Source organism: Azospirillum sp. SYSU D00513 (assembly GCF_017356015.1).
GTDB lineage: Bacteria > Pseudomonadota > Alphaproteobacteria > Azospirillales > Azospirillaceae > Azospirillum.
Genome location: NZ_JAFIQV010000005.1, coordinates 158067 through 180081, shown reverse-complemented (window position 1 = coordinate 180081; position 22015 = coordinate 158067). Strand labels below are relative to the sequence as shown.

Annotated in this window: 21 protein-coding genes; 11 read left to right on the top strand and 10 right to left on the bottom strand. The window is 68.5% G+C overall.

Going from position 1 to position 22015, the window contains the following annotated elements:
- Positions 1–515: 515 nt before the first annotated feature.
- The 3 genes from JUB11_RS06110 to JUB11_RS06100 are packed head-to-tail and all read left to right on the top strand — an operon-like array spanning position 516 to position 5384.
- On the top strand, positions 516–2462 hold the full coding sequence (locus tag JUB11_RS06110) for a PrkA family serine protein kinase (RefSeq protein ID WP_207457258.1): 1947 nt from the start codon (positions 516–518) through the stop codon (positions 2460–2462).
- A 44-nt stretch (positions 2463–2506) separates the two neighbouring features.
- Positions 2507–3799, top strand: a complete 1293-nt coding sequence (locus JUB11_RS06105) for a YeaH/YhbH family protein (RefSeq protein WP_207457354.1) — start codon at positions 2507–2509, stop codon at positions 3797–3799.
- A gap of 31 nt (positions 3800–3830) precedes the next feature.
- The gene (locus JUB11_RS06100; RefSeq protein ID WP_207457256.1) at positions 3831–5384 is read left to right on the top strand and encodes a SpoVR family protein; all 1554 of its coding nucleotides are present in this window, start codon (positions 3831–3833) and stop codon (positions 5382–5384) included.
- 102 nt (positions 5385–5486) lie between these two features.
- Here the strand turns inward: JUB11_RS06100 and JUB11_RS06095 are convergent, their stop codons facing one another.
- From JUB11_RS06095 to JUB11_RS06085, 3 genes are all read right to left on the bottom strand, one after another.
- Positions 5487–6266, bottom strand: coding sequence for a ZIP family metal transporter (locus tag JUB11_RS06095; RefSeq protein ID WP_207457254.1), 780 nt, complete (start codon positions 6264–6266; stop codon positions 5487–5489).
- 64 nt (positions 6267–6330) lie between these two features.
- Positions 6331–8898, bottom strand: coding sequence for an ATP-dependent helicase HrpB (gene hrpB / locus JUB11_RS06090; RefSeq protein WP_207457251.1), 2568 nt, complete (start codon positions 8896–8898; stop codon positions 6331–6333).
- A gap of 67 nt (positions 8899–8965) precedes the next feature.
- Positions 8966–9271: an STAS domain-containing protein gene (locus JUB11_RS06085; protein WP_207457249.1), complete on the bottom strand. Its 306-nt coding sequence runs from the start codon at positions 9269–9271 to the stop codon at positions 8966–8968.
- 175 nt (positions 9272–9446) lie between these two features.
- On the opposite strand from JUB11_RS06085, the gene JUB11_RS06080 reads away from it, so the two are divergent.
- Complete coding sequence (locus tag JUB11_RS06080) at positions 9447–9818, top strand: DUF1232 domain-containing protein (RefSeq protein WP_207457247.1); 372 nt, start codon at positions 9447–9449, stop codon at positions 9816–9818.
- Here JUB11_RS06080 and JUB11_RS06075 read toward each other — a convergent pair.
- Positions 9763–11004, bottom strand: a complete 1242-nt coding sequence (locus tag JUB11_RS06075; RefSeq protein WP_207457245.1) for a hypothetical protein — start codon at positions 11002–11004, stop codon at positions 9763–9765. The genes JUB11_RS06080 and JUB11_RS06075 overlap by 56 nt on opposite strands.
- A 346-nt stretch (positions 11005–11350) precedes the next feature.
- On the opposite strand from JUB11_RS06075, the gene JUB11_RS06070 reads away from it, so the two are divergent.
- Positions 11351–11761, top strand: coding sequence for an HRDC domain-containing protein (locus JUB11_RS06070; RefSeq protein ID WP_207457243.1), 411 nt, complete (start codon positions 11351–11353; stop codon positions 11759–11761).
- Between the two features lie 32 nt (positions 11762–11793).
- On the opposite strand, the gene JUB11_RS06065 is transcribed toward JUB11_RS06070, so the two are convergent.
- A complete protein-coding gene (locus tag JUB11_RS06065) occupies positions 11794–12981 on the bottom strand; it encodes an AI-2E family transporter (RefSeq protein WP_247886874.1) in 1188 nt (395 codons plus the stop codon).
- Positions 12982–13040: 59 nt separating this feature from the next.
- Here JUB11_RS06065 and JUB11_RS06060 point away from each other — a divergent pair, with 59 nt between their 5' ends.
- Positions 13041–13562 (top strand): CreA family protein, encoded by a 522-nt coding sequence (locus JUB11_RS06060; protein ID WP_207457241.1) that lies wholly within the window; start codon positions 13041–13043, stop codon positions 13560–13562.
- A gap of 38 nt (positions 13563–13600) precedes the next feature.
- Here JUB11_RS06060 and JUB11_RS06055 read toward each other — a convergent pair whose 3' ends face one another.
- The 3 genes from JUB11_RS06055 to JUB11_RS06045 all read right to left on the bottom strand — a co-directional run bounded on the left by JUB11_RS06055 (position 13601) and on the right by JUB11_RS06045 (position 15877).
- On the bottom strand, positions 13601–14599 hold the full coding sequence (locus tag JUB11_RS06055; protein WP_247886873.1) for a succinylglutamate desuccinylase/aspartoacylase family protein: 999 nt from the start codon (positions 14597–14599) through the stop codon (positions 13601–13603).
- Between the two features lie 140 nt (positions 14600–14739).
- On the bottom strand, positions 14740–15540 hold the full coding sequence (locus JUB11_RS06050; RefSeq protein WP_207457239.1) for an NAD kinase: 801 nt from the start codon (positions 15538–15540) through the stop codon (positions 14740–14742).
- A gap of 91 nt (positions 15541–15631) precedes the next feature.
- Positions 15632–15877, bottom strand: coding sequence for a hypothetical protein (locus tag JUB11_RS06045; RefSeq protein WP_207457237.1), 246 nt, complete (start codon positions 15875–15877; stop codon positions 15632–15634).
- Between the two features lie 298 nt (positions 15878–16175).
- On the opposite strand from JUB11_RS06045, the gene acs reads away from it, so the two are divergent.
- The 4 genes from acs (at position 16176) to JUB11_RS06025 (ending at position 20455) form a co-directional block, all read left to right on the top strand.
- Positions 16176–18116 (top strand): acetate--CoA ligase, encoded by a 1941-nt coding sequence (gene acs / locus JUB11_RS06040; RefSeq protein WP_207457235.1) that lies wholly within the window; start codon positions 16176–16178, stop codon positions 18114–18116.
- 174 nt (positions 18117–18290) lie between these two features.
- Complete coding sequence (locus JUB11_RS06035; protein WP_207457233.1) at positions 18291–19112, top strand: MBL fold metallo-hydrolase; 822 nt, start codon at positions 18291–18293, stop codon at positions 19110–19112.
- A 115-nt stretch (positions 19113–19227) separates the two neighbouring features.
- Positions 19228–19971, top strand: coding sequence for a hypothetical protein (locus tag JUB11_RS06030; protein ID WP_207457231.1), 744 nt, complete (start codon positions 19228–19230; stop codon positions 19969–19971).
- Positions 19972–20149: 178 nt separating this feature from the next.
- The gene (locus JUB11_RS06025; RefSeq protein ID WP_207457229.1) at positions 20150–20455 is read left to right on the top strand and encodes a nucleotidyltransferase domain-containing protein; all 306 of its coding nucleotides are present in this window, start codon (positions 20150–20152) and stop codon (positions 20453–20455) included.
- A 20-nt stretch (positions 20456–20475) separates the two neighbouring features.
- Here JUB11_RS06025 and JUB11_RS06020 read toward each other — a convergent pair whose 3' ends face one another.
- The gene (locus JUB11_RS06020) at positions 20476–20931 is read right to left on the bottom strand and encodes a thermonuclease family protein (protein ID WP_207457227.1); all 456 of its coding nucleotides are present in this window, start codon (positions 20929–20931) and stop codon (positions 20476–20478) included.
- A gap of 158 nt (positions 20932–21089) precedes the next feature.
- On the bottom strand, positions 21090–21275 hold the full coding sequence (locus tag JUB11_RS06015; protein WP_207457225.1) for a succinate dehydrogenase assembly factor 4: 186 nt from the start codon (positions 21273–21275) through the stop codon (positions 21090–21092).
- A 198-nt stretch (positions 21276–21473) separates the two neighbouring features.
- On the opposite strand from JUB11_RS06015, the gene JUB11_RS06010 reads away from it, so the two are divergent.
- Positions 21474–22007, top strand: a complete 534-nt coding sequence (locus JUB11_RS06010; RefSeq protein WP_207457223.1) for a hypothetical protein — start codon at positions 21474–21476, stop codon at positions 22005–22007.
- Positions 22008–22015: the final 8 nt, after the last annotated feature.

Genomic DNA, 22015 nt, shown 5'->3' with positions numbered 1-22015 from the left:
CTCGGCTGTCGTTTCGGCGACGGCGGACGGATTGCTCCGGAGGATGATGGCGTGATCGAATGCGGTCAGCGAATCCCGAACGAGCGGCAGGCGGCACCCCCCGCCTCGGCCGGGAGGATGGCTCCGTCACGGCATCAACAACGCTTTACGAAAAACATCAGTTTTTTTGAATGGTCTTTTGAACGTTCCTTCGGACGTTCCGGCCCGGCGCCAGTAACGGCGGGCCCAAGCGGCTGCGGTACCACCGCGAGCATTTCGCCGCAGGATGAGGTTTGGCTGGAAAGCTCAAGGTCCAGCACCACATTCAGATTCAGCACATTCAGGCACAGCGGTTCCGCGAGGTCGCCTCATTTGGAAAGCAATCGCACAAAACTGCTTGTTTTCGGCAAGGAGCGGATCCGTCAAGGGGGCGCTACCCCCCTGACCGATCGTTTCGCGCCGGCTCTGCTTGCGCCGGAGGGTGTCCCACCCGATGGCAGCCCCAACGCATCGGACTAAGAAATACGGAGCGAGGAATGTTCCCGGCCGACGAACTGTTCACGCGCTACACGCAGTCCTACGAGGGGCGCCGCGAGACTGAGATGAGCCTCATGGAATATCTCCAGGCTTGTCGCGACGATCCCATGATGTATTCCTCCGCACCGGAACGCATCCTCGCCGCCATCGGCGAGCCGGAGGTGGTCGACACCGCCAAGGATCCGCGTCTGGGGCGGATCTTCATGAACCGGACCATCAAGGTCTATCCCGCCTTCTCCGACTTCTACGGCATGGAAGAGACGATCGAGCGCATCGTCGGCTTCTTCCGCCACGCTGCCCAGGGTCTGGAGGAGCGCAAGCAGATCCTCTACCTGCTGGGCCCGGTGGGCGGCGGCAAGTCCTCGCTCGCCGAGCGGCTGAAGTCGCTGATGGAAAAGCACCCGATCTACGCGCTGAAGGCCGGCAAGGAGATCAGCCCGATCTTCGAAAGCCCGCTCGGGCTCTTCAACCCGGAGGAGATGGGCGAGATCCTGGAGGAGCGCTACGGCATCCCGCGCCGCCGCCTGACCGGCCTGATGAGCCCCTGGGCCGTCAAGCGGCTGGACGAGTTCGGCGGCGACATCTCCAAGTTCAAGGTGGTGAAGCTGCACCCGTCGAAGCTGCGGCAGATCTGCATCTCCAAGACCGAGCCGGGCGACGAGAACAACCAGGACATCTCCTCGCTGGTCGGCAAGGTCGACATCCGCAAGCTGGAGATGTACAGCCAGAACGACCCCGACGCCTACAGCTTCTCCGGCGGCCTGAACCGCGCCAGCCAGGGCGTGCTGGAATTCGTCGAGATGTTCAAGGCCCCGATCAAGATGCTCCACCCGCTGCTGACGGCGACGCAGGAGGGCAACTATGTCGGGTCGGAGAACATCGGCGCCATTCCCTTCCAGGGCATCATCCTGGCCCACTCGAACGAGGCCGAGTGGCAGACCTTCAAGAACAACAAGAACAACGAAGCCTTCATCGACCGCATCTGCGTGATCAAGGTCCCCTACTGCCTGCGGGTGGCGGAGGAGAACAAGATCTACGAGAAGCTGGTCCAGACCTCCGACCTGGCGACGGCCCCCTGCGCGCCGGCGACGCTGGAGATGCTGGCGCGCTTCTCGGTCCTGTCGCGCCTGCGCGAGCACCCGAACTCCAGCTTCTATTCCAAGATGCGGGTCTATGACGGCGAGAGCGTCAAGGAGACCGACCCCAAGGCCAAGTCCATGCAGGAGTACAAGGACCAAGCCGGCGTGGACGAGGGCATGGACGGCATCTCCACCCGCTTCGCTTTCAAGGTGCTGGCGGCGACCTTCAACTACGACAGCAACGAGATCGCGGCGGATCCGGTCCACCTGATGTATGTGCTGGAGCAGTCGATCAAGCGCGAGCAGTTCCCGGAGGACACGGAGAAGCGGTACCTGGAGTTCATCAAGGCCGAGCTGGCCCCGCGCTACGCGGAGTTCATCGGCAACGAAATCCAGAAGGCCTATCTGGAATCCTACCACGACTATGGCCAGAACCTGTTCGACCGCTATGTCGATTACGCGGACGCATGGATCGAGGACCAGGACTTCAAGGACTCCGACACGGGCCAGCTGCTCAACCGCGAGCTTCTGAACCAGGAGCTGACGAAGGTCGAGAAGCCGGCCGGCATCGCCAACCCGAAGGACTTCCGCAACGAGGTCGTCAAGTTCGCGCTTCGGGCGCGGGCGGCGAACGGCGGGCGCAACCCCTCCTGGACCTCCTACGAGAAGATCCGCGAAGTGATCGAGAAGCGCATGTTCTCGCAGGTCGAGGATCTGCTGCCGGTCATCAGCTTCGGCTCGAAGAAGGACGGCGACACCGAGAAAAAGCACACGGAGTTCGTGTCGCGGATGATGACGCGCGGCTACACCGAGCGGCAGGTCCGGCGTCTCGTGGAATGGTACATGCGCGTCAAGCAGGCCGGCTGACGGCCCGAAGCGCGGCTTACTAAGGCAGGAGGGGTTCCCCCTTGATGAACATCATCGACCGACGCCTGAACCCGCAAGGCAAGAGCCTGGCCAACCGCCAGCGCTTCCTGCGGCGCGCCAAGGAACAGGTGGTCAAGGCGGTGCGGGATGCCTCGGGCAAGCGGGGCATCCAGGACATCGAGAACGGTGAGAAGGTCACCATCTCGACGGGTGGCGTGCGGGAGCCCTCCTTCCACCGCTCCGGCTCCGGGGGCGTGCGCGACTACGTCGTCCCCGGAAACAAGGAGTATGTGGAAGGCGACACGATCGCGCGCCCCGAGCAGCAGGGCGGCGGCCGCGGCAACGAGGGCAGCGCCGACGGGGAGGGCGAGGACGATTTCCGCTTCGTCCTCAGCCGCGAGGAGTTCCTGGACATCTTCCTGGAGGACCTGGAACTCCCCGACCTGGTGAAGCAGAAGGTCAAGCAGTCGGAATCCTACTCCGTCACCCGCGCCGGATATTCGGTCACGGGCTCGCCGGCCAACCTCAACCTGGTGCGCACCATGCGCAACAGCCTGAGCCGCCGCATCGCGCTCAAACGGCCCAAGCCGGCGGAGATGGAGGAAATGGAGCGGCTGCTGGCCGAGGCGGAGGCGCGCGGCGAGGATCTGGAACGGCTCCAGGAGATGCGCGAGCAGCTGGAACGCTTCCACATGCGGTCCAAGCGCATCCCCTTCATCGACCCGATCGATGTCCGCTACAACCGCTTCGAGACGGTGCCCAAGCCGATCGCGCAGGCCGTCATGTTCTGCCTGATGGACGTGTCCGGCTCCATGACGGAGCACATGAAGGACCTCGCCAAGCGCTTCTTCATGCTGCTCTACCTGTTCTTGAAGCGGCGCTACCGTTCCGTGGACATCGTCTTCATCCGCCACACCCACGAGGCGAAGGAGGTGGACGAGGAGACCTTCTTCTACTCGACGGAGACCGGCGGCACCGTCGTGTCCACCGCGCTGGAGGAGATGCAGCGCGTCGTCCAGGAGCGCTACCCGGAGAGCGAGTGGAACATCTACGCCGCGCAGGCGTCGGACGGCGACAACATGTCGTCGGACAACGCCCGCTCGGCGGCGCTGCTGCGCGACGTGATCGTGCCCATGTGCCAGTATTTCGCCTACATCGAGGTGGCGGCGGAGCACAACATGGGGCTGTCCGCGCTCGGCCGCGAGACGGAGCTGTGGCGCACCTACAAGACGGTGCAGAGCCCCGAGCTGCCGCTCGCCATGCGGCGCGTGCGGTCGCGCCGCGAGATCTTCCCGGTCTTCCGTGACCTGTTCGCCCGCGAGAAGGCCGGCGCCTGAAGCCGGCCCGACCCCTAGGGAGTGCCCAAGAATGAGCGCCGTCATCAGCAAGCCCGAAGGCCTCCTCTACGACGGGGCCGACTGGGACTACGACAAGATCAAGCGGGTCTACGACGCGATCGACCACATCGCGATCAAGGAGATGGGCCTCAACGTCTACCCGAACCAGATCGAGGTCATCACGGCCGAGCAGATGCTCGACGCCTATTCCTCGATCGGCATGCCCCTGATGTACAAGCACTGGTCGTTCGGCAAGCATTTCGCCCGCGACGAGATGATGTACCGCAAGGGCTTCCGCGGCCTCGCCTACGAGATCGTCATCAATTCCAGCCCCTGCATCAGCTACATCATGGAAGAGAACACCATGACGATGCAGACGCTGGTGATCGCGCACGCGGCCTTCGGGCACAACCACTTCTTCAAGAACAACCAGCTCTTCCTGCAATGGACGGACGCCGAGGGCATCCTCGACTATCTGGAGTTCGCCAAGGCCTACATCGCCCAGTGCGAGGAGCGCTACGGCTACGCCGCGGTGGAGCGGGTGCTGGACGCCGCCCACGCGCTGATGAACCAGGGCGTGCACAAATACCCGAAGAAGCGGGCGCTCGACCTGCGGCTGGAGCAGAAGCGCGAGCGTGAGCGCCAGCAGTACCAGGACGAGACCTTCAACGACCTCTGGCGCACGGTGCCAAAGCCGGCCCCCGGCCAGAAGCCGCCGCGCAGCGTGTCGGAGCGCAAGAAGCTGCTCGGCCTGCCCGAGGAGAACCTGCTCTATTTCCTGGAGAAGAAGGCTCCGCGGCTGGAGCACTGGCAGCGCGAGATCCTGCGCATCGTCCGCCACGTCTCCCAGTATTTCTACCCGCAGAAGCAGACCAAGCTGATGAACGAGGGCTGCGCCACCTTCGTCCATTACCACATCATGAACCGGCTGCATCAGACCGGGCGGATCAGCGACGGGGCGATGCTGGAGTTCCTGCATTCGCACACCTCGGTCGTCTTCCAGCCGGAATTCGACGACCAGCGCTTCTCGGGCATCAACCCGTACGCGCTGGGCTTCGCGATGATGCAGGACATCTCCCGCATCGCCGAGAACCCGACGGAGGAGGACCGCTACTGGTTCCCGGATCTCGCCGGGAGCGGCGACGGGCTGGAGGCGGTGCGCCACGCCTGGGCGAACTACCGCGACGAGAGCTTCGTCCTGCAGTATCTCAGCCCGCACATGATCCGGAAGCACAAGCTGTTCAGCGTGCGCGACGACGCCGAGGATCCCTATCTGCTGGTCGAGCACATCCACAACGAGCGCGGCTACCGCAACGTCCGCAAGCTGCTGGCCCGCCAGTACGACCTGGGCTATCTGGAGCCGGACATCCAGATCGTGGACGTGGACCTGGCCGGCGACCGCAAGCTGATCCTCCAGCACCGCGTCACCAACGGCGTGCTGCTGGACGAAAACGACGCCAAGGCCGTGCTGCGCCACATCGCCAACCTCTGGGGCTACGAGGTCCAGCTCGTCGAGGTCTCGGCCACGTCGGAGGCGGTGCTGAAGGAACATGCCGTCGCGGCACCCAGCGGGAGCGTGGCGTAAGGTCCGGAGCTCTCTTCGGGCGCTTGCCTTGAGACGAAGAAGGCCCCGCCGCTTGTTCCAGCGGCGGGGCCTTTCCTTTGGGGCGCGCGTCTCTTTCGCCGGCTATTGCAGCGTCACGTCCAGGAACATCATGACGCTCAGGCCCACCATCAGGCCGGCGGTGCCGACATGCTGGTGCCCCTTGCGGTGGGTTTCCGGAATGATCTCGTGGGAGATCACGAACAGCATCGCGCCTGCGGCGAAGCCGAGGCCCCAGGGCAGCATGAACTGGCCGGCCGAGGCCGCCGCCACGCCGATGAAGCCGCCGATGGGCTCGACCATGCCCGTCGCGAGCGCCAGCAGGCAGGCCACCAGCCGGCCGTAGCCGAGCGCCACCAGCGAGGCGGCGACCGCCAGCCCTTCCGGCATGTTCTGGAGGCCGATGGCGAGCGCCAGGGTCCAGCCCCGCGTCGGATCGCCGCTGCCGAAGCCGACCCCGACCGCCAGCCCTTCGGGCACGTTGTGCAGGGTGATGGCGATGACGAACAGCCAGATCCGCCGCACCTGCGCGGTCATCTTGCCCTGGCGGCCGGCGATGAAATGCTCGTGCGGGGCGTAGCGGTCGATGGCCCACAGGGCGCCCGCGCCCAGCAGGATCGCCGCGATCACGACCAGCGCCGCCAAGGGGCGGCTGTGCAGCACCTTCTCCCCCTCTTCCAGGCCCGGAATGATCAGGGAGAAGAAGGAGGCGGCGAGCATCACCCCGGCGGCGAAGCCGAGCAGCGTGGTCTGCACCTTGTCCGAAAGGCCGCGGACGGCGAGAAGGGGGAGGGCGCCGAGCCCGGTCGCGGCGCCCGCCGCGGCACTGCCGCCGACGCCGATCAATATCGTGGACCAATCCATGGGGTGTGAAACACGCGGGAAATGGGATCGGCTTCGATCCGGGGGAGAGAAGGGGAGGGAAAAGCTAGCGGCGCGGTTTCGCGCGCGCGGTCGGTTCCGCCTCCAGCGGGTTGTCGGGCCAGTAATGCTTGGGATACTGGCCCTTGAGGTCGGCCTTCACCGCCTTGTAGGCGTTGGACCAGAAGCTGGCGAGGTCGCGCGTCACCTGCACCGGGCGGCGGGCCGGCGACAGGAGGTGCAGCAGGAGCGGCGCCCGCCCGCCGGCGATGCGCGGCGTTTCGGCCAGCCCGAACATCTCCTGCAACCGCACGGCAAGGACCGGTTCGTCCCCGGAATAATCGATCGGCACGCGGGATCCGCTGGGCACCTCGACATGGGTCGGCGCCTCCTCGTCCAGCCGCTTCTGCATGGCCCAGGGCAGCAGGGAACGCAGGGCGCTGGACAGGTCGATCCGGTCCAGATGCGCACGGCGCGACAGCCCGTCGAGGAAGGGCAGCAACCAGTCCTCAAGCGTATCGGTCAGCGCCGCGTCGGAGACGTCGGGCCATTCCTCGCCCTCCATGCGGCGCAGGAAACCCACGCGCGCCTGCCACTTGCGCAGTTCGTCCGTCCAGGGCAGGCAGGCGAGACCCATCTCCCGCACGCCTTCCAGCAGGGCGGCGGCGATGCGGTCGGCGGGTGGCTTGGGCAGCCGCTCGTCCTTCAGCACCAGCGCGAACAGCATCCGCCGCCGCCGCGCCAGCACCGCCTGCTCGCGCCCGTCCCAGATGACGATCGTTTCGGTCCGGATATGATCGGCGAAGGCCTCCTCCAGCTCCGCCAAGCCCAGCGGGGCCGCCAGGAAGATGCGGGATTCGCGCGCGGCGCCGTCCAGGTCGGCGACGGCGAGCCAGTCCTCGGCGGCGAGCGGCTCCGGCTCCGCGAAGAAGGCGCCACGCCCGCCCGACAGGCGGTACTGGGCGGCGGCACCGCCCGTTCCGCTTCCGGAACGGCGCTGGCCGATGCGGTCGGGGTAGGCCAGCGCCACCAGCAGCCCGGTGGAGGACACCGCCCCCTGGCCCGCCCTGGCGCCGAGCTGCCGCTGCCACTGGCGCGCCTGCCTCAAGGCCTGCTGCGCCCCGCCGCGCTCGACCGACAGGCCGCGCCCGGCGCGCAGCCGCCCCTCGTCGTCCAGCCCGCGCAGCAGCTCGACCCGCAGCCGCAGGTCGGCGTCGCGGAAGCCCGGCTGCGCCTTGACGATGTCGCGCTCTCCCAGCAGCGCCGCCACCTCGCAGGCCAGCCCGCCGAGCCCCAGTTCCTTGCCCTTCAGCATCATGTGGGCCAGCCGGGGATGCACGCCGAAACCGGCCATGCGGCGGCCGTGGGGGGTGATGCGGCCGTCGGCGTCCAGCGCGCCCAGTTCGCGCAGCAGCTCGCGCGCCTGGGCCAGCGAGGCCGGCGGGGGCGGGTCGAGCCAGGCCAGCGACCCGGCATCGGCCACGCCCCAAGCCGCCAGCTCCAGCGCCAGCGGGGCGAGGTCGGCGTCGAGGATCTCGGGCGCGGTGAAGGGGGCGAGCGCCCGGTGCGCGGGCTCCGGCCAGAGGCGGTAGCAGACGCCCGGCTCCAGCCGGCCGGCGCGGCCGCGCCGCTGCTCGGCCGACGCCTGGGACACCTTGGCGGTGACCAGCCGGGTCATGCCGCTGCGCGGGTCGAAGCGCGGCACGCGCATCAGCCCGCCGTCCACCACGACGCGGATGCCCTCGATGGTCAGGCTGGTCTCGGCGATGGGGGTGGCCAGAACGATCTTGCGGGTGCCCGGCGGGCTCGGTGCGATGGCGCGGTCCTGCACCTCGGCCGGAAGGTCGCCGTAGAGCGGAACGACCAGCGTGCCGGGGCCGAGGTCGGCGCCTTCAAGCTGGCTCTGCACGCGCCGGATCTCGCCGGCGCCGGGCAGGAAGACCAGCAGGTTGCCCGTCTCCTCCCGCAGGGCGCGGCGCACGGTGGCGGCCACCGCGTCGTCGATGCGGGCGCCCGGCGCCGGGGCGTCGAGGTGGCGCGTCTCCACGGGGAAGGCGCGGCCCTCGCTGGTGACCATCGGCGCGTCGCCGAGCAGCGCCGCCACGGGTCCGGCGTCCAGCGTCGCCGACATCACCACCAGACGCAGGTCGTCGCGCAAGGCGCCGCGCGTCTCCTGCACCAGCGCCAGCGCGAGGTCGCTGTCGATGCCGCGTTCGTGGAACTCGTCGAACAGCACCGCGCCGACGGCGGGAAGCTCGGCGTCCTCCTGGAGCTGGCGCAGGAAGAGGCCGTCGGTCACCACCTCGATCCGCGTCCTGGGTCCGACCTTGGTGTCCAGCCGCACGCGGTAGCCGACCGTTTCGCCCACGGATTCGCCGAGCATCGCCGCCATCCGCCGGGCGGCGGCGCGGGCGGCGAGCCGCCGCGGCTCCAGCACGATGATCTTGCGCCCCTTCAGCCAGGGCCGGTCGAGCAGCGCCAGCGGCACGCGCGTGGTCTTGCCGGCGCCCGGCGGGGCCTGGAGCACGGCGACGCCGCGCCCGTCCAGCGCCTCGACCAGGGCGGGCAGGACGGGATCGATCGGCAGGGGCGGCAGGGGCGGCGGCGCGGGCGGGGGAAGGACAGGCGGGTTCATGCCCCCTGTGCTGGCGCGAAACCGTCCGGAAATCAATGGTCCTGTTCGGTCCGCGCCGGCGGCGGGATCAGTCCGCGACCTTGAACAGCTTGTGCAGCTTGGCGACGGAGATCAGCCGGCGCACGTCGTCGCGGGCGCCGCGCAGGGAGAAGTCGAGCTTCTTCTTCTCGGCCGTCTCGCGCGCGATGATGAACATGCCGAGCCCCGAGGAATCCACGAAATCGAGCCCCGACAGATCGAACACCATCCGGTGGCCCGGCGGGCCGTCGAAGGCGGCGATCACGTCGCGGAAGGATTCATGGTCGGCGAAGGTCATGCTGCCTTTCAGCTGGATTTCGGTGCCGGCATCGGCGTTGCGGATCGAGAAGTCCATGGCGGGGCTCCGCTGCTGTTTTCGGTTCCGGCCGCGGCGCCGGCGGAGCACATTAGTGCCCGGCTTTTTTGTTACGCCGTTGAAGGTTTGGTTTCGATTTTTTGACATACCGGCATATGGCGAACGGCCAGGGTCAAGATCCGGCGAAGACCCGGACGGAGGCAGGGGAGGGGGCATGCTGGAACGGGAGAAGGTCTGGGCGCGCGGGCTGAAGCGGGACGTGCTCGCCCTCTATCTGGCCGGGCGGGATCCGCGCGTGCCCTGGCACGCGAAGGCGCTGGCGCTGGCGACCGCCGCCTACGCGCTCAGCCCCATCGACCTGATCCCCGACTTCATTCCGCTGCTGGGCTATCTGGACGATCTGGTGATCCTGCCGCTCGCCATCCTCGCCACCGTGCGGCTGATTCCGCCCTCGGTCATGGCCGATCTGCGGCGGGAGGCCGACCTCCGTCTTGCCGGACGGCGGCCGCGCAGCGTGGCGGGGGCGGCCGTCATCGTTGGCCTATGGCTGGCTTTCTCCCTGGCAGCACTGTGGCTGCTTTGGTGACATCCGCGGCGGCCGTGGCTCCGGCGCTGTCGGCGCGGGCCTCGCCGGCCGCGCTGGCGGGGATGACGGTGCCGCTCAGCGCCACCTCGTCGGCGGGCGTGATGCCCAGCGTCTCGGCGATGGTGCCGGCCATCCAGGCGGAATAGGCCTCGCGCCCCTTGGGACCGAGCCCGCCGTTTCCGCAATAGTCCGCGTCCCGCCGGATCTCCTCCGGGAAGCGCCAGAGCGGCAGGGCGGTGCCGGCGGCGGTCTTTTCCAGCAGGGCCGGGTCCGGCGCGCCCGCCCGGCGCAGCCGCTCCTCCAGATCCGGAGAGCGGCGGAGCTGCACCAGCGCCACCCGTATCCCGGCCTGGCCGGCCCGCTCCGCGAAGCCCTGGAGCCGGGCGAAGGACGTCGAATCGGCGCGGACGTCCAGCGCGCCGCTCATCCGTTCCGCGACTGCCCCGGGCGTGGCCATCGTGGCCGGCGTGGCGCCATTCTGCGCGGCACCCCCATCGGGACAGGCCCGCCGGTACTGCACCGCCATCTGGTCCTGGAAATACTCCTGTCCTTCGAGCGCGAAGCCGGTGACCGCGTCCATGTAACGCCACGCGTCCGCGGTCGCGTGGCGCTCGCGGAAGCCGAGGTCGAGATCGAGCAGAACGAGGTCCGGCTTCAGCGCCAGGATGCGGTCCAGCATCGGCGTGAAATCGTCGAACTCGGCGTCGTCCTTCACGATGCGCAGGAAATGCAGGTTCCCGATCCCCTCGCGCCGCCCCAGCTCCGCCATGGCGCGCTCGTCGAGCGTGGCGTCGCGCAGCGCGCCGTCGCCCAGCGCCACCACCGTGATGCCCTCGATCGTGCGCGAGGACCGGTCGGCCACGGCGGCGATGCGGTTCAGGTTGTACCAGGCGAAGGGCTGGTCGTAGAGCCGGTATCCCGTCCAGGCCGCCCCCAGCGCCCCGGCGGTCAGCAGCACCGGCAGGGCGCAGGCGAGCGCCAGAATGCCGAGGCGCCGCCCACGCCTGCCCGCGCGCGGAGAGGCCACGGGTACCGTGGTGGTGGTGGCCTCGATGTCCGGGCGCCCAATTTCAGGGAGGCCGATGTCCGGGCGACCGATGTCCGCGCGCAGGGGCGCGCCCTGGGCCGCCGGTTCAGCCGGAGGCGGGTTCGGTCGGGGCGGTTGCGGTTGGTCGGACTCCTGCATTGTAAACATGCTCTCCCTGGCCGGCGCACCTTGTGTCAACCGCGCCGGACAGGGTCTGTTTCGGTGCCCAGCGCATGACGGGTCGCCTTTCCTGTCGGACGGTGTCGGCGAAAACGCCGTACCGCAGATAACGCGGGGCGAGGGATCGGTTCCACGCCGCGATCGTGGCTATCCCCTTCGCCAAGGGGAGACGCCCATCCTTGCCGGACCGAAACTGGTCACCGCTCCCATGGGGCGCTTGCCGATTCCGGACTGCTCCTTTTTGGTGTAGTATTTCACCTGATCCGCAAGGGCGGTGCATGACAACGGTGCCGCCGCGGGCGGGCGGAAGCGATTGGGACACAGAATGGAAATCCGGACCTTCCAGATCCCCGACAGCGGCCCCGAGGAGGCGCAAGCCCACCTCTCCGCCTTTCTCGGCACCGTGGACGTGCAGCGCGTGGACACCGCCTACGCGCCCGGCGGCTGGCGCGTCCTGGTCCTCTACAAGGACCAGAAGCGCCGCGAGGAGTCCAAGCAGATCGAGGCGGCCATCGCCGAGGCGCTGAACGGCTGGCGCGACCGCGCCGCCGCGCGCGAGGGGGTCGCGGCGCACGCCGTCCTCGCCGACGAACTGCTGCCGGAGATCGCCCGCTTCGCCCCGACCACCGAGCATGAGCTGTCCATCATCGCCGGCGCGCGGGGCGGGGCCGCCCCGCTGCACGGCGGCGAGATCGTCCAGGTCGTGCGCAGCACGCTCGACGAGCTGGTGGACTGAGGGCGCTGCCGCGCCGCCCTCACGCCGGTCCGTCATTGACCCAGCACGGCGCCGACGGCGCGCGCCGGCTCGTGAGCGTCGCACAGGATCTTGATGATGGCGAGGATCGGCACGGCCAGAAGCGCGCCGGGCACGCCCCAGATCCAGCCCCAGAACAGGATCGAGATGAAGACCGCGATGGGGTTCAGCGACAGCCGGCGGCCGACGATCATCGGCGTCAGGAAGTTGCCCTCCAGCGTGGTGAGCGCCACGAACAGCAGCGGCGGCATCAGGATGTTGAACAGCCCGTCGAAGGTCAGCAGCGACACGATGAACAGCACGCCCGTCATGATCGCCGGCCCGATGAAGGGTATGTAGTTGATGAGGCCGGCCATGGCCCCCCACAGTCCCGGGTTGGGCACGCCGAGCGCCCACATCACGGCCGCCGTGGCCAGCCCCAGGAAGAAGTTGATGACGGTGATGGTCGCCAGATAGGCGGCGATGTTCTGCTGCACCGTGGCGGCGACGATGGCGTAATGGACGCGGTCGTCCACGTCGCGCATGGTGCCGATCAGCGCCTCCAGCGTCTGGCGCCCGCGCGCCAGGAAGAAGTACAGCAGCACCTGCATGATCACGACGTTGGTGATCACCATCTCCACCTGTTCCAGGATCTGCTCGGCCAGGCTCGGGCCGCGCACCACCACCTCGCGCGGGGCGCCGGCGTCGCCCTCCGACGCGATCCTCTCCAGATGGCGGGAGGCCTCGCGCGCGCGGTCGATGCCCTCGCGGATGTCGCCCAGCTTGAACTCCAGCTCGCTCACCACGCGCGGCACCCGCTCGATCCAGTCGGCGGCCGGCTGGGACAGGGTGTAGGCCCCCAGCCCGCCCAGCCCGAAGACCAGGACCACCATGACGGCGGCCCCGAACCATTCCGGAAAGCCGATCCGGTAGAGCGCGCGCACGCAGGGGCGCAGCAAGAGGCTGAGGATCAGCGACAGCATGATCGGCAGCAGCACGTCCCGGCCGAAATGGATGGTGTAGAGCACGGCGATCACGAAGATCCCGACCAGCACCACGCGCATCGGGTCGCGCGGGTGGCGGGCCGGCGGCACGGGGTCGGTCACGGGCGGTGCCGGCTCCTCGATGGGAGGGGTGCGACGGGGGGGATCGAAGGTCCGCTCGACCATGAAGGCGGTGCGCTCCGGGCGGGCGGCGCTTGACGGCTGGGCGCCCCCTCCCATTTAGGGGTATCCTGGGGTCGAGCCATCGTCCCCGGCCCGTCCAGCCCCGGAGATCCCTGATGCGCAGCCCGATTCAGTCCAATAACGCGCGCGGCGGCCTGTTGGTTCTTGCCCTGTCCCTGCTGGCGCTGGCGCCCGGCGCGGCGCGGGCCGACGAGGTGGTCGGCCGCTTCTCCAACGACTGGACCGGCAACGGGCTGGAGGTGCAGGCGGTGGCCGATCCCAAGGTGCAGGGCGTCACCTGCCATCTCGTCGATTTCGACCGCAGCATGCTCGACCGGCTGACCAAGGGGAACTGGTTCGAGGACCCCTCCAACGCCTCCATCGCCTGCCGCCAGACGGGCCCCGTCACGGTCGGGGACATCGAGGTCTCGGCCAAGGGCGAAGAGGTCTTCTCCGAGCGCAAGAGCCTGGTCTTCAAGTCCATCGCCATCCGCCGCATCTACGACCGGGCGAACGACACGCTGGTCTATGTCGTCTACAGCCGCCAGGTGAAGGACGCCTCGGCCAAGATGTCGATCTCCACCGTGCCGCTCTTCAACACGCAAGCCGCCTGGACCAAGGGCAAGCCGTCCAAGTAGGGGCGGCTGTCCGGCTGTCCGGCTGTCCGGCTGTCCGGCTATGGTTCCAGCCGCCCCAGCCGCACGGCTGTCTGGCCGGCGCGCGGGCGGCGGGCGGGCATGATCAGGACGCAGCCGTCGTAGGGGGTGAGGACCGGGCGGTCGCCGTCCCAGCCGATGGGCGTGCCCGCCCGCTCCAGCACCTCCATGCCGACGAAGGGGGCGGCGAAGCGGAACTCCGCCTCGCCCGCCGTCACGGCCTCGGTGACTTCCACGAAGCGCTGGCGGTCCGCGCGGCGGCGCAGGTGGGGCGCGGCCAGGGCGGGGTCGATGGCGTCGAAGGCCAGCAGGAAGCGCAGGCAGCTTTCCAGCGCGACGGCGGCGGTCTCCTTGCGCCAATGCTGGCCGCATTCCACCAGCAGGGCGGTCCGCACGCCCCCGGGTGCCGCGAAGCCGCCGTAATCGATCAGCCGGCGCCCCGACGCGTGCCCCTCGTCCGCGACGATCCAGGCCGGATGCCCCATCCGCACGGCGAGATCGCGCCCACGCGCCGTGCGGCCGCAGAGGATCAGCGGTGCCGTGTCGTTGCTCATCGAATGCAGGTCGAGGATCGCGTCGGCGGATTCGTAGACGGGCCGCAGCTCGCGGGCACGGCGCAGCTCGACGCTGTCGCGGCGGCCGTCCAGCAGCGCCGGCGACCAGACCCGATTGAAATCCTCGTCCAGGCAGCGCGACAGGTAGGGGTGCGCCGGGTCGAAGGTGGCGTAGGCGGCGGTGTTGGCGAAGGCCAGCGTGAGCCGCCCGCGGCTGGGCCGCAGCCCCATGCGGAACAGCCCGTCGATGGCGATGGCGCCGGAAAGCTCGTTGCCGTGGACCAGCGCGTTGATCAGCAGATGCGGCCCGTCCCGCCCGCTGTCGAGCGTCGTCACGTAATCGACGCCGGTGTTGCCGCGGCGGTAGGGCGCGATGTCCGGCGGCGTCAGTTCGACCACCGGCGGAAGCGCCGGGTCCAGTCCGGGATCGGCGCCCGGGCTCGAATGCGTGTCGATCAGTGGCAAGGCGTGGGCAGGCCCCCGGTCGTTGGGTCCGTCCCGGACGGCCCCCGGCCGCACGGACGAACCACCAATATGACGAAGGCCTCCGCAACCTTCCAGCCCCCTCGCCACGCCGCGGCGTTCCGCCGCCCGCGACGCCATCATCAGGGCGTGAACTGCTCCTTGAGGATGCGCTCCTCCAGGTTCAGTTCGGGGTCGAACAGCAGGGTCAGGGCGACCTTGCGCTGTTCGGCGATCTCCACCCGGATCACCTCGCGCACCTCGGTGCTGTCGGCCACGGCGCTGACCGGGCGCTTGACGTTCTCCAATATGTCGATGGTGATCCGCGCCCGGTGCGGCAGCAGCGCGCCGCGCCAGCGCCGGGGGCGGAAGGCGCTGATGGGGGTCAGCGGCAGGATGCCGGCGCCGAGCGGCACGATGGGGCCGTGGGCCGACAGGTTGTAGGCGGTGCTGCCCGCGGGGGTGGCGACCAGCACCCCGTCGCAGATCAGCTCCTCCAGCCGCACCACCCCGTCGATGCTGATCTTGAGCTTCGCCGCCTGGCGGGTCTCGCGCAGCAGCGACACCTCGTTGATGCCCAGCGCCTCGACCGTCTCGCCGTTCACGCGCGTGGCATCCATGCGCAGGGGGTGGAGCGTGACACGCTGGGCCTGGGCGATCCGCTGGGGCAGATCCTCCTCCCGGAAGGTGTTCAGCAGGAAGCCGACCGAGCCCCGGTTCATGCCATAGACCGGCTTGGGGCTGAAAGGGTCCTGCCGGATGGCCCGGTGCAGCGTTTCCAGCAGGAAGCCGTCGCCGCCCAGCGCGACGATGACGTCCGCCTCGTCGAAGGGGGAATTGCCGTAGCGGTGCGCCAGCCGCAGGCGCGCGCTGCGCGCCTCGTCGGTGTCGGCGCAGGCGAAGGCGATGCGGAGGTCGTCCGGCGCGATGGTGAGGTCGATCATGGCAGCAGGACCATAGCGCAAGACCGGGGTCCCGCGACAGCCCGGCGCGCGGTCGCCGGCTTTTCCGTCCCGCGGCTGCGGCGTTCCGGGCCTACTCCGCCGGCTGGCAGACGGTCGCCTGGAAGTCGGCGGTGGCCTGCCCCATCCGCTTGGCCAAGGCCCGCACCTCGGCCGCGGCGTCGGCGTAGCCGGTCCCGCCCTCCTGGCCGGCGGGGCGCAGGGCGTTCAGCGTCGCGTCGATCACCATCAGGCTGGTCCGGTTGCTCATGCGGCTGAGCTGCGCGACCAGATCTCCGGTGCCGCCGGTGGTGCCATCCGCGTTGGTCGTGCTGGACATCTGCTGTGCCTGTCGCGCCGGTGATCTGGAAATGGGCGGTGAATACGGGCGCACTCTAGGCCGGCGCCGGTTAAGGCGGGGTTAAGCGCAAGTCAATCGCTGTCAAGGATGGGGAAAAAGGCGGCCCCCCTGGACCAAAGTGGGGGGGTGCGGGACCGTTCGGACCACGGACAATGCGCCCTCGCCGCTTGTCGAGCCGGGCGGCGATGTGGATAATGCGCTGAAACAAGAGCGACTTTCCGTTGCACAACAAAAAGCTCTTCGGACCCAACCAGAAGCGCAAAGGAACCGCGACCCCATGACCGACCAGACCTATTTTCCCGTCAAGCCCGAGGTTGCCGCGGCGGCCTGGGTGGACGAGGCGGCGTACAACCGGCTCTACCAGCAATCCATCACGGATCCGGAGGGCTTCTGGGGCGAGCAGGGCAAGCGGCTCGACTGGATCAAGCCCTACACGAAGGTGAAGGACGTCAGCTACACCGGCGACGTCCACATCCGCTGGTTCGAGGACGGCCAGCTGAACGTGTCGGCCAACTGCATCGACCGCCATCTCGCCACGCGCGGCGACCAGACGGCGATCATCTTCGAGGGCGACGACCCCGGCGTCTCGCGCCACATCACCTACCGCGAGCTGCACGAGAATGTCTGCCGGCTCGCCAACGTGCTGAAGAAGCACGGGGTCAAGAAGGGCGACCGCGTCACCATCTATCTGCCGATGATCCCGGAGGCCGCCTATTCGATGCTGGCCTGCGCCCGCATCGGCGCCATCCATTCCGTGGTGTTCGGCGGCTTCTCGCCCGACAGCTTGCGCGACCGCATCGTCGACTGCGGCAGCCATTTCCTGATCACCGCGGACGAGGGCCTGCGCGGCGGCCGCAAGGTGCCGCTGAAGGTCAACGCCGACAAGGCCGCGGCCCAGTGCCCCGACCTGAAGACCGTGCTGGTGGTCAAGCACACGGGCGGCGAGGTCGCCTTCCAGGAAGGGCGCGACCTCTGGTACGGGGACGAATGCGCGTCGGTCTCCGCCGACTGCCCGGCGGAGCCGATGGACGCGGAGGACCCGCTCTTCATCCTCTACACCTCCGGCTCGACCGGCAAGCCGAAGGGCGTGCTGCACACCAGCGGCGGCTATCTGGTGTACGCGTCCATGACGCACCAGTACGTCTTCGACTACAAGGACGGCGACGTCTACTGGTGCACGGCCGACGTGGGCTGGGTCACGGGCCACAGCTACATCCTCTACGGCCCGCTCGCCAACGGCGCCACCACCCTGATGTTCGAGGGCGTGCCGACCTACCCGGACGTGTCGCGCTGCTGGCAGGTCATCGACAAGCACAAGGTCAACATCTTCTACACCGCCCCCACCGCCATCCGCGCCCTGATGCGCGAGGGCGAGGCGCCGGTGAGGAAGACCTCGCGCGCCAGCCTGCGCGTGCTGGGTTCGGTCGGCGAGCCGATCAACCCGGAGGCCTGGCTCTGGTATCACAACGTGGTCGGCGAGGGGCGCTGCCCGATCGTGGACACCTGGTGGCAGACCGAGACCGGCGGCATCCTGATCACGCCGCTGATCGGCGCGATCGGCCAGAAGCCGGGCTCCGCCACCAAGCCCTTCTTCGGCGTGAAGCCGGAGATCGTGGACAACGACGGCCATGTGCTGGAAGGCGAGACGGAGGGCAACCTCTGCATCGCCGACAGCTGGCCCGGTCAGATGCGCACGGTGTTCGGCGACCACGAGCGTTTCGTCCAGACCTACTTCTCGACCTTCCCCGGCAAGTATTTCACCGGTGACGGCTGCCGGCGCGACGCCGACGGCTATTACTGGATCACCGGCCGCGTGGACGACGTGATCAACGTGTCCGGCCACCGCATGGGCACGGCCGAGGTCGAAAGCGCGCTGGTCGCCCACCCGAAGGTCGCCGAGGCCGCCGTCGTCGGCTACCCGCACGACCTGAAGGGCCAGGGAATCTACGCCTACGTCACGCTCAACGCCGGCGAGGAGCCGACGGAGGCGCTGCGCAAGGAACTGGTGAACTGGGTCCGCAAGGAGATCGGCCCGATCGCCTCGCCCGACCTGATCCAGTGGGCGCCCGGCCTGCCCAAGACCCGCTCCGGCAAGATCATGCGCCGCATCCTGCGCAAGATCGCCGCGAACGAGCACGAGGCGCTGGGCGACACCTCCACGCTCGCCGATCCGGGCGTGGTCAACGACCTCGTCGAAAACCGCATGAACCGCGGCTGACCGGCGCCGGAACGGTTGGTGTTTCAGGACCGGGGGCCTTCGCGGCCCCCGGTTCCTTTTTCAGGCCTTGAGGCGTGGAACGGCATGGCCCGCGCTTCTGTTGGACGCCGGAAAGCCGGACGTCCGAAGGTCGGAGCCCCGGCAGGCGGACCAGCGCGGAAGGGGACGGCGGCCATGCGCATTCACCATCTGAACTGCGGGACCATGTGCCCGCTCGGCGGCAAGCTGTTCGACGGCGTCAGCGACGGGATCACCGCCAACCTCGTCTGCCACTGCCTGCTGATCGAAACGGAGCAGGGCTTGGTGCTGGTGGACACCGGTTTCGGCATCGACGACGTGCGCCAGCCGCTCTCCCGCCTCAGCCCGCTCTTCGTCACCACCAACAACGTCCAACTCCGCGAGGAGGACACCGCGCTCCGTGCCGTGGAGCGGCTGGGCTTCTCCGCCGGCGACGTGCGGCACATCGTGGTGACGCATCTGGACTTCGACCATGCCGGCGGCATCGAGGATTTCCCCAACGCCACCGTCCATGTCTTCGCCCGCGAGCTGGAAGCGGCGCGCGGCGAGCGCAACGGCATCATCGCCAGCCAGCGCTACCGCCCCCGCCAGTGGGACGAGGCCGTGAACTGGCAGAGCTACCGACCCGGCGGCGAGGACTGGTTCGGCTTCGAGGCCGTGCGCGACCTGAAGGGCCTGCCGCCGGAGATCCTGCTGATCCCCCTGGTCGGCCATACCTGGGGCCATTGCGGCGTGGCGGTGCGGGACGGGCAGGGCTGGCTGCTGCACGCCGGCGACGCCTATTTCTTCCACGGCGAAATGGACCTGGACGCCCCCCACTGCCCGCCGGGCTTCGCCGGTTACCAAAGGATGATGGAGGTGGACCGCGACTCCCGCCTCGCCAACCAGGAACGGCTGCGCGGCCTCCTGCGCGGCCATGGCGGCGAGGTCCGCGTCTTCTGCTCCCACGACCAGGAGGACCTGAAGCGCTTCGGGTGATCTTTAGCCGTCAACTGGGTGAGTTGCGTGGCCTTTTGGCGCTATTGTCTGGAATAGACAGCCATGTGCTGGTGGTGCAGCATGGGGGAGCTAAACATAGAGAGATGTAGGCTCCATGGCTGTCGCGCGCATTTTGGCAACAGTGCCTGGAAAGCCTCCGCAGCCCTGGGGCGACGAGGAAACTGAAAGCCTTACGGTCGCGCGCGAGCGTTTTGCTACGGCGGTCGCTGTAGCCCCTGTCGGTACCATCATCACCATGGAAGTGGGTGGACGAGAAGTGACCCGCTGCCGGGTCGAGCAGCCCGCGACGCTCCAGCGCCCGCGGCTTGACTTGGACGAGTTTGATGAGCATCTGGTCCGTGTGAAAACGGACGAACTCCGCGTTCCAAAAGGCTCAAGCGCCTACCTGCTTCGGCGTGGTGGAGGAACCGTACGCCTCCTTATCGACGGCGGGACCGCCCTTGTCGCCGACAATGAGATCGGACCGGCCGGCAATGCGCGGCCTTTCGTGCCGCAGCGCCTGCGCCTTCCTTACGGGAGGTGGACGGAACCGGACGGTGCAGTGGTATTGTTCTCGCGGGACTATGCACCGCTTTGGCGGTTACGGCCCAATACCGTGCCGGAGCCGCTACCGCCCTGGCTCTGGATCCAGCACGAGGGCCGGGAGGAGTGGCTATGGCAGGGTGCCAAGACCCCATGGTCCGATCCTGCGACTGCCCGCGCCATGGAGGCGCTGTTGTGGGATGCGGGCGTTCGGGAGAATCCTCCTCTGGTCGACGCGCTCATTCCGCTCTTTAGCGGTGAGGCGGAGGAGATCCGCGAAGCGGTGCGATGGCTTGGCGGGCGAACCGGCTATTGAGACTACGGCTGGATGCTCGGAGGCCATGAGCCAGCAAGCGGCCTTTTCAACAGAAGGTTGAAGCCTCACCAGGAGAAGGAAGCGGCTTGCTGAGCGCTCAAAGGCTGTGTACGAGCTGCTCCGTCTCTCTATAAAAATTCGAATTTTTTGAAAATTAAAACGGAATGGAAGCCGGCTCATGGCGGTCGCGTTGACGCAGGATCAGAAGGAAGCGATCTGGTTTGTCATGCGCCGCAACTTCGGCCCGGACGTGAAGCTCTGGGTCTTCGGGGCGCGTGCGCTCGGTGACGACCGGGGAGACATCGATCTCTATGCCGAAGTGGCGGACGACACCGAGGAGATCATCATCCCTCGGGAGCGTTCCCGCCGGCAGATCGAGGCCCTGGTGGACGAGAAAATCGATCTGATCGTCCGCCGCGCGAACGGTGAGAAGACCACTTTCGATCTCGTCGCCAAGAAGCGCGGCGTGCCGCTCGATTACTGAGGGGTCGTTCGGCCGCCTCTTCACCCCGCGCCCACGGCCTCGCACCAGGGCTGGCGTTTCTCGCCCTTGTAGGGGCGGGCGAGGCCGGCCTTGATCAGGGACTGGGAGAGTTCGAGGCCGTCGGGGGTGACGATGCGGGCGCGGACGCGGTTGCCGAACTTGTCGGGCTGCACGTCCATCAGCGCGACTGGGCCGGTGCCGACGAGGCGCCGGGTCAGGTCCTTGGCCTCGGCGGCGAGCTTGCGCTCACGGTCGCAGCGGGCGCGGGACTCGGGCGTGTCGATTCCGTCCACGCGGACGTTGGTCTCCACCACTTGGCCAAGCCAGATCAGGGCGCGCACGGCGATGGTGTCGCCATCAATGACCTCCAGCACCTCGGCCGGGATCGGGCCGGGCAGCACTGCGGGGCCGGCCTCGGCTATGGTCCCGGCGAGCAGGGCAAGCGCCAGCAGGGCAGCACGCCTTCCACCCGACACAGCCGACCTCCCCGCAAGAATGGATTACCTCTGCATATCAGGGTAAGCCCGTCAGGAAGGCTCGGCAAGGCAAAAGGGAATTCGGTCCTGCACGCGTTCGTGTGCGGGCATCCCGCAAGCGCTCGTAGGCGGCAGGTCCTAGGGAACCATCCCTTCGATCAGAAGTCGGAGCAGCGGCCCTTGAACTCCCAATCGCCGAAGCGGGTCGGTTCCGGTCCCTTGGGCCCGCCGATCTCGCCGGGCATCTGTTCGGGGATGGCGGCGACGGAGTCGCCCTGCACCGCGTCGGCGGCGGGGGGCGTGGCGTCGGCCTTCTTGTCGGGGGTGGGGGTCTTGTCGGTCATGACACTCAATATGGGTTCTGGCTTGGCCGGTTTCAGCCCGCGCGGCCGCCATCGGACCACCGGCCCGACCGGGATCTGGTGCCGAGCCCATATCACCGCCGGCGGCGCCCGGGAAGCCCCGGACGGCCGCTCCACGGGAAGAGCGGAGTCGTCCACGGCGCGTTTGACAAGCGGGGTCCGGATTCACATTCTACGCCGATGCTCCTATCCCCTGGATATGACCCCGCCGCTCTCGTCCCGGCGGAGCTTGCCCTGGCCGGCCTGTTCGACGGCGGCTGGCTTTTCGAGGACCATTCCCGGTCGCCGCGCGAGGCGCTTCCGCTGCGGCTGGAGGAGGCCGGCCGGAACGGCGCCGACGGCTTCGGGCGTTTCCGCGCGGCCGCCGAATCGCTCGTCCTGGAGGCGGAGGCGCGCGGCGGGACGGGGGCCGCGCTCGACGCGCTGATCGACGGTCTGCTGCTTCTCGAGACCGTCCGCATTCCCCGGGCGCTGGAGGAGGCGGAGCGCGCCATCGACCGCTTCACGCAGGAGGTCGCCTACAAGCGGCGGGACCTGATGCCCCGCCTGCCGGGCTTCCTCGCACGGACGCGCGCGCTGCACCGGGAGGCGCGGGTCCTGTGCCGCGACCTGCGCTGGCGCCTGATGGTGCTGCGCGTCCGCACCGAGCCGACCATTCCGGACGGCCCGATGCAGGGACGGAACACCGACTTTTCCCGCCTCGATGCGGGCTGAAACAGGGG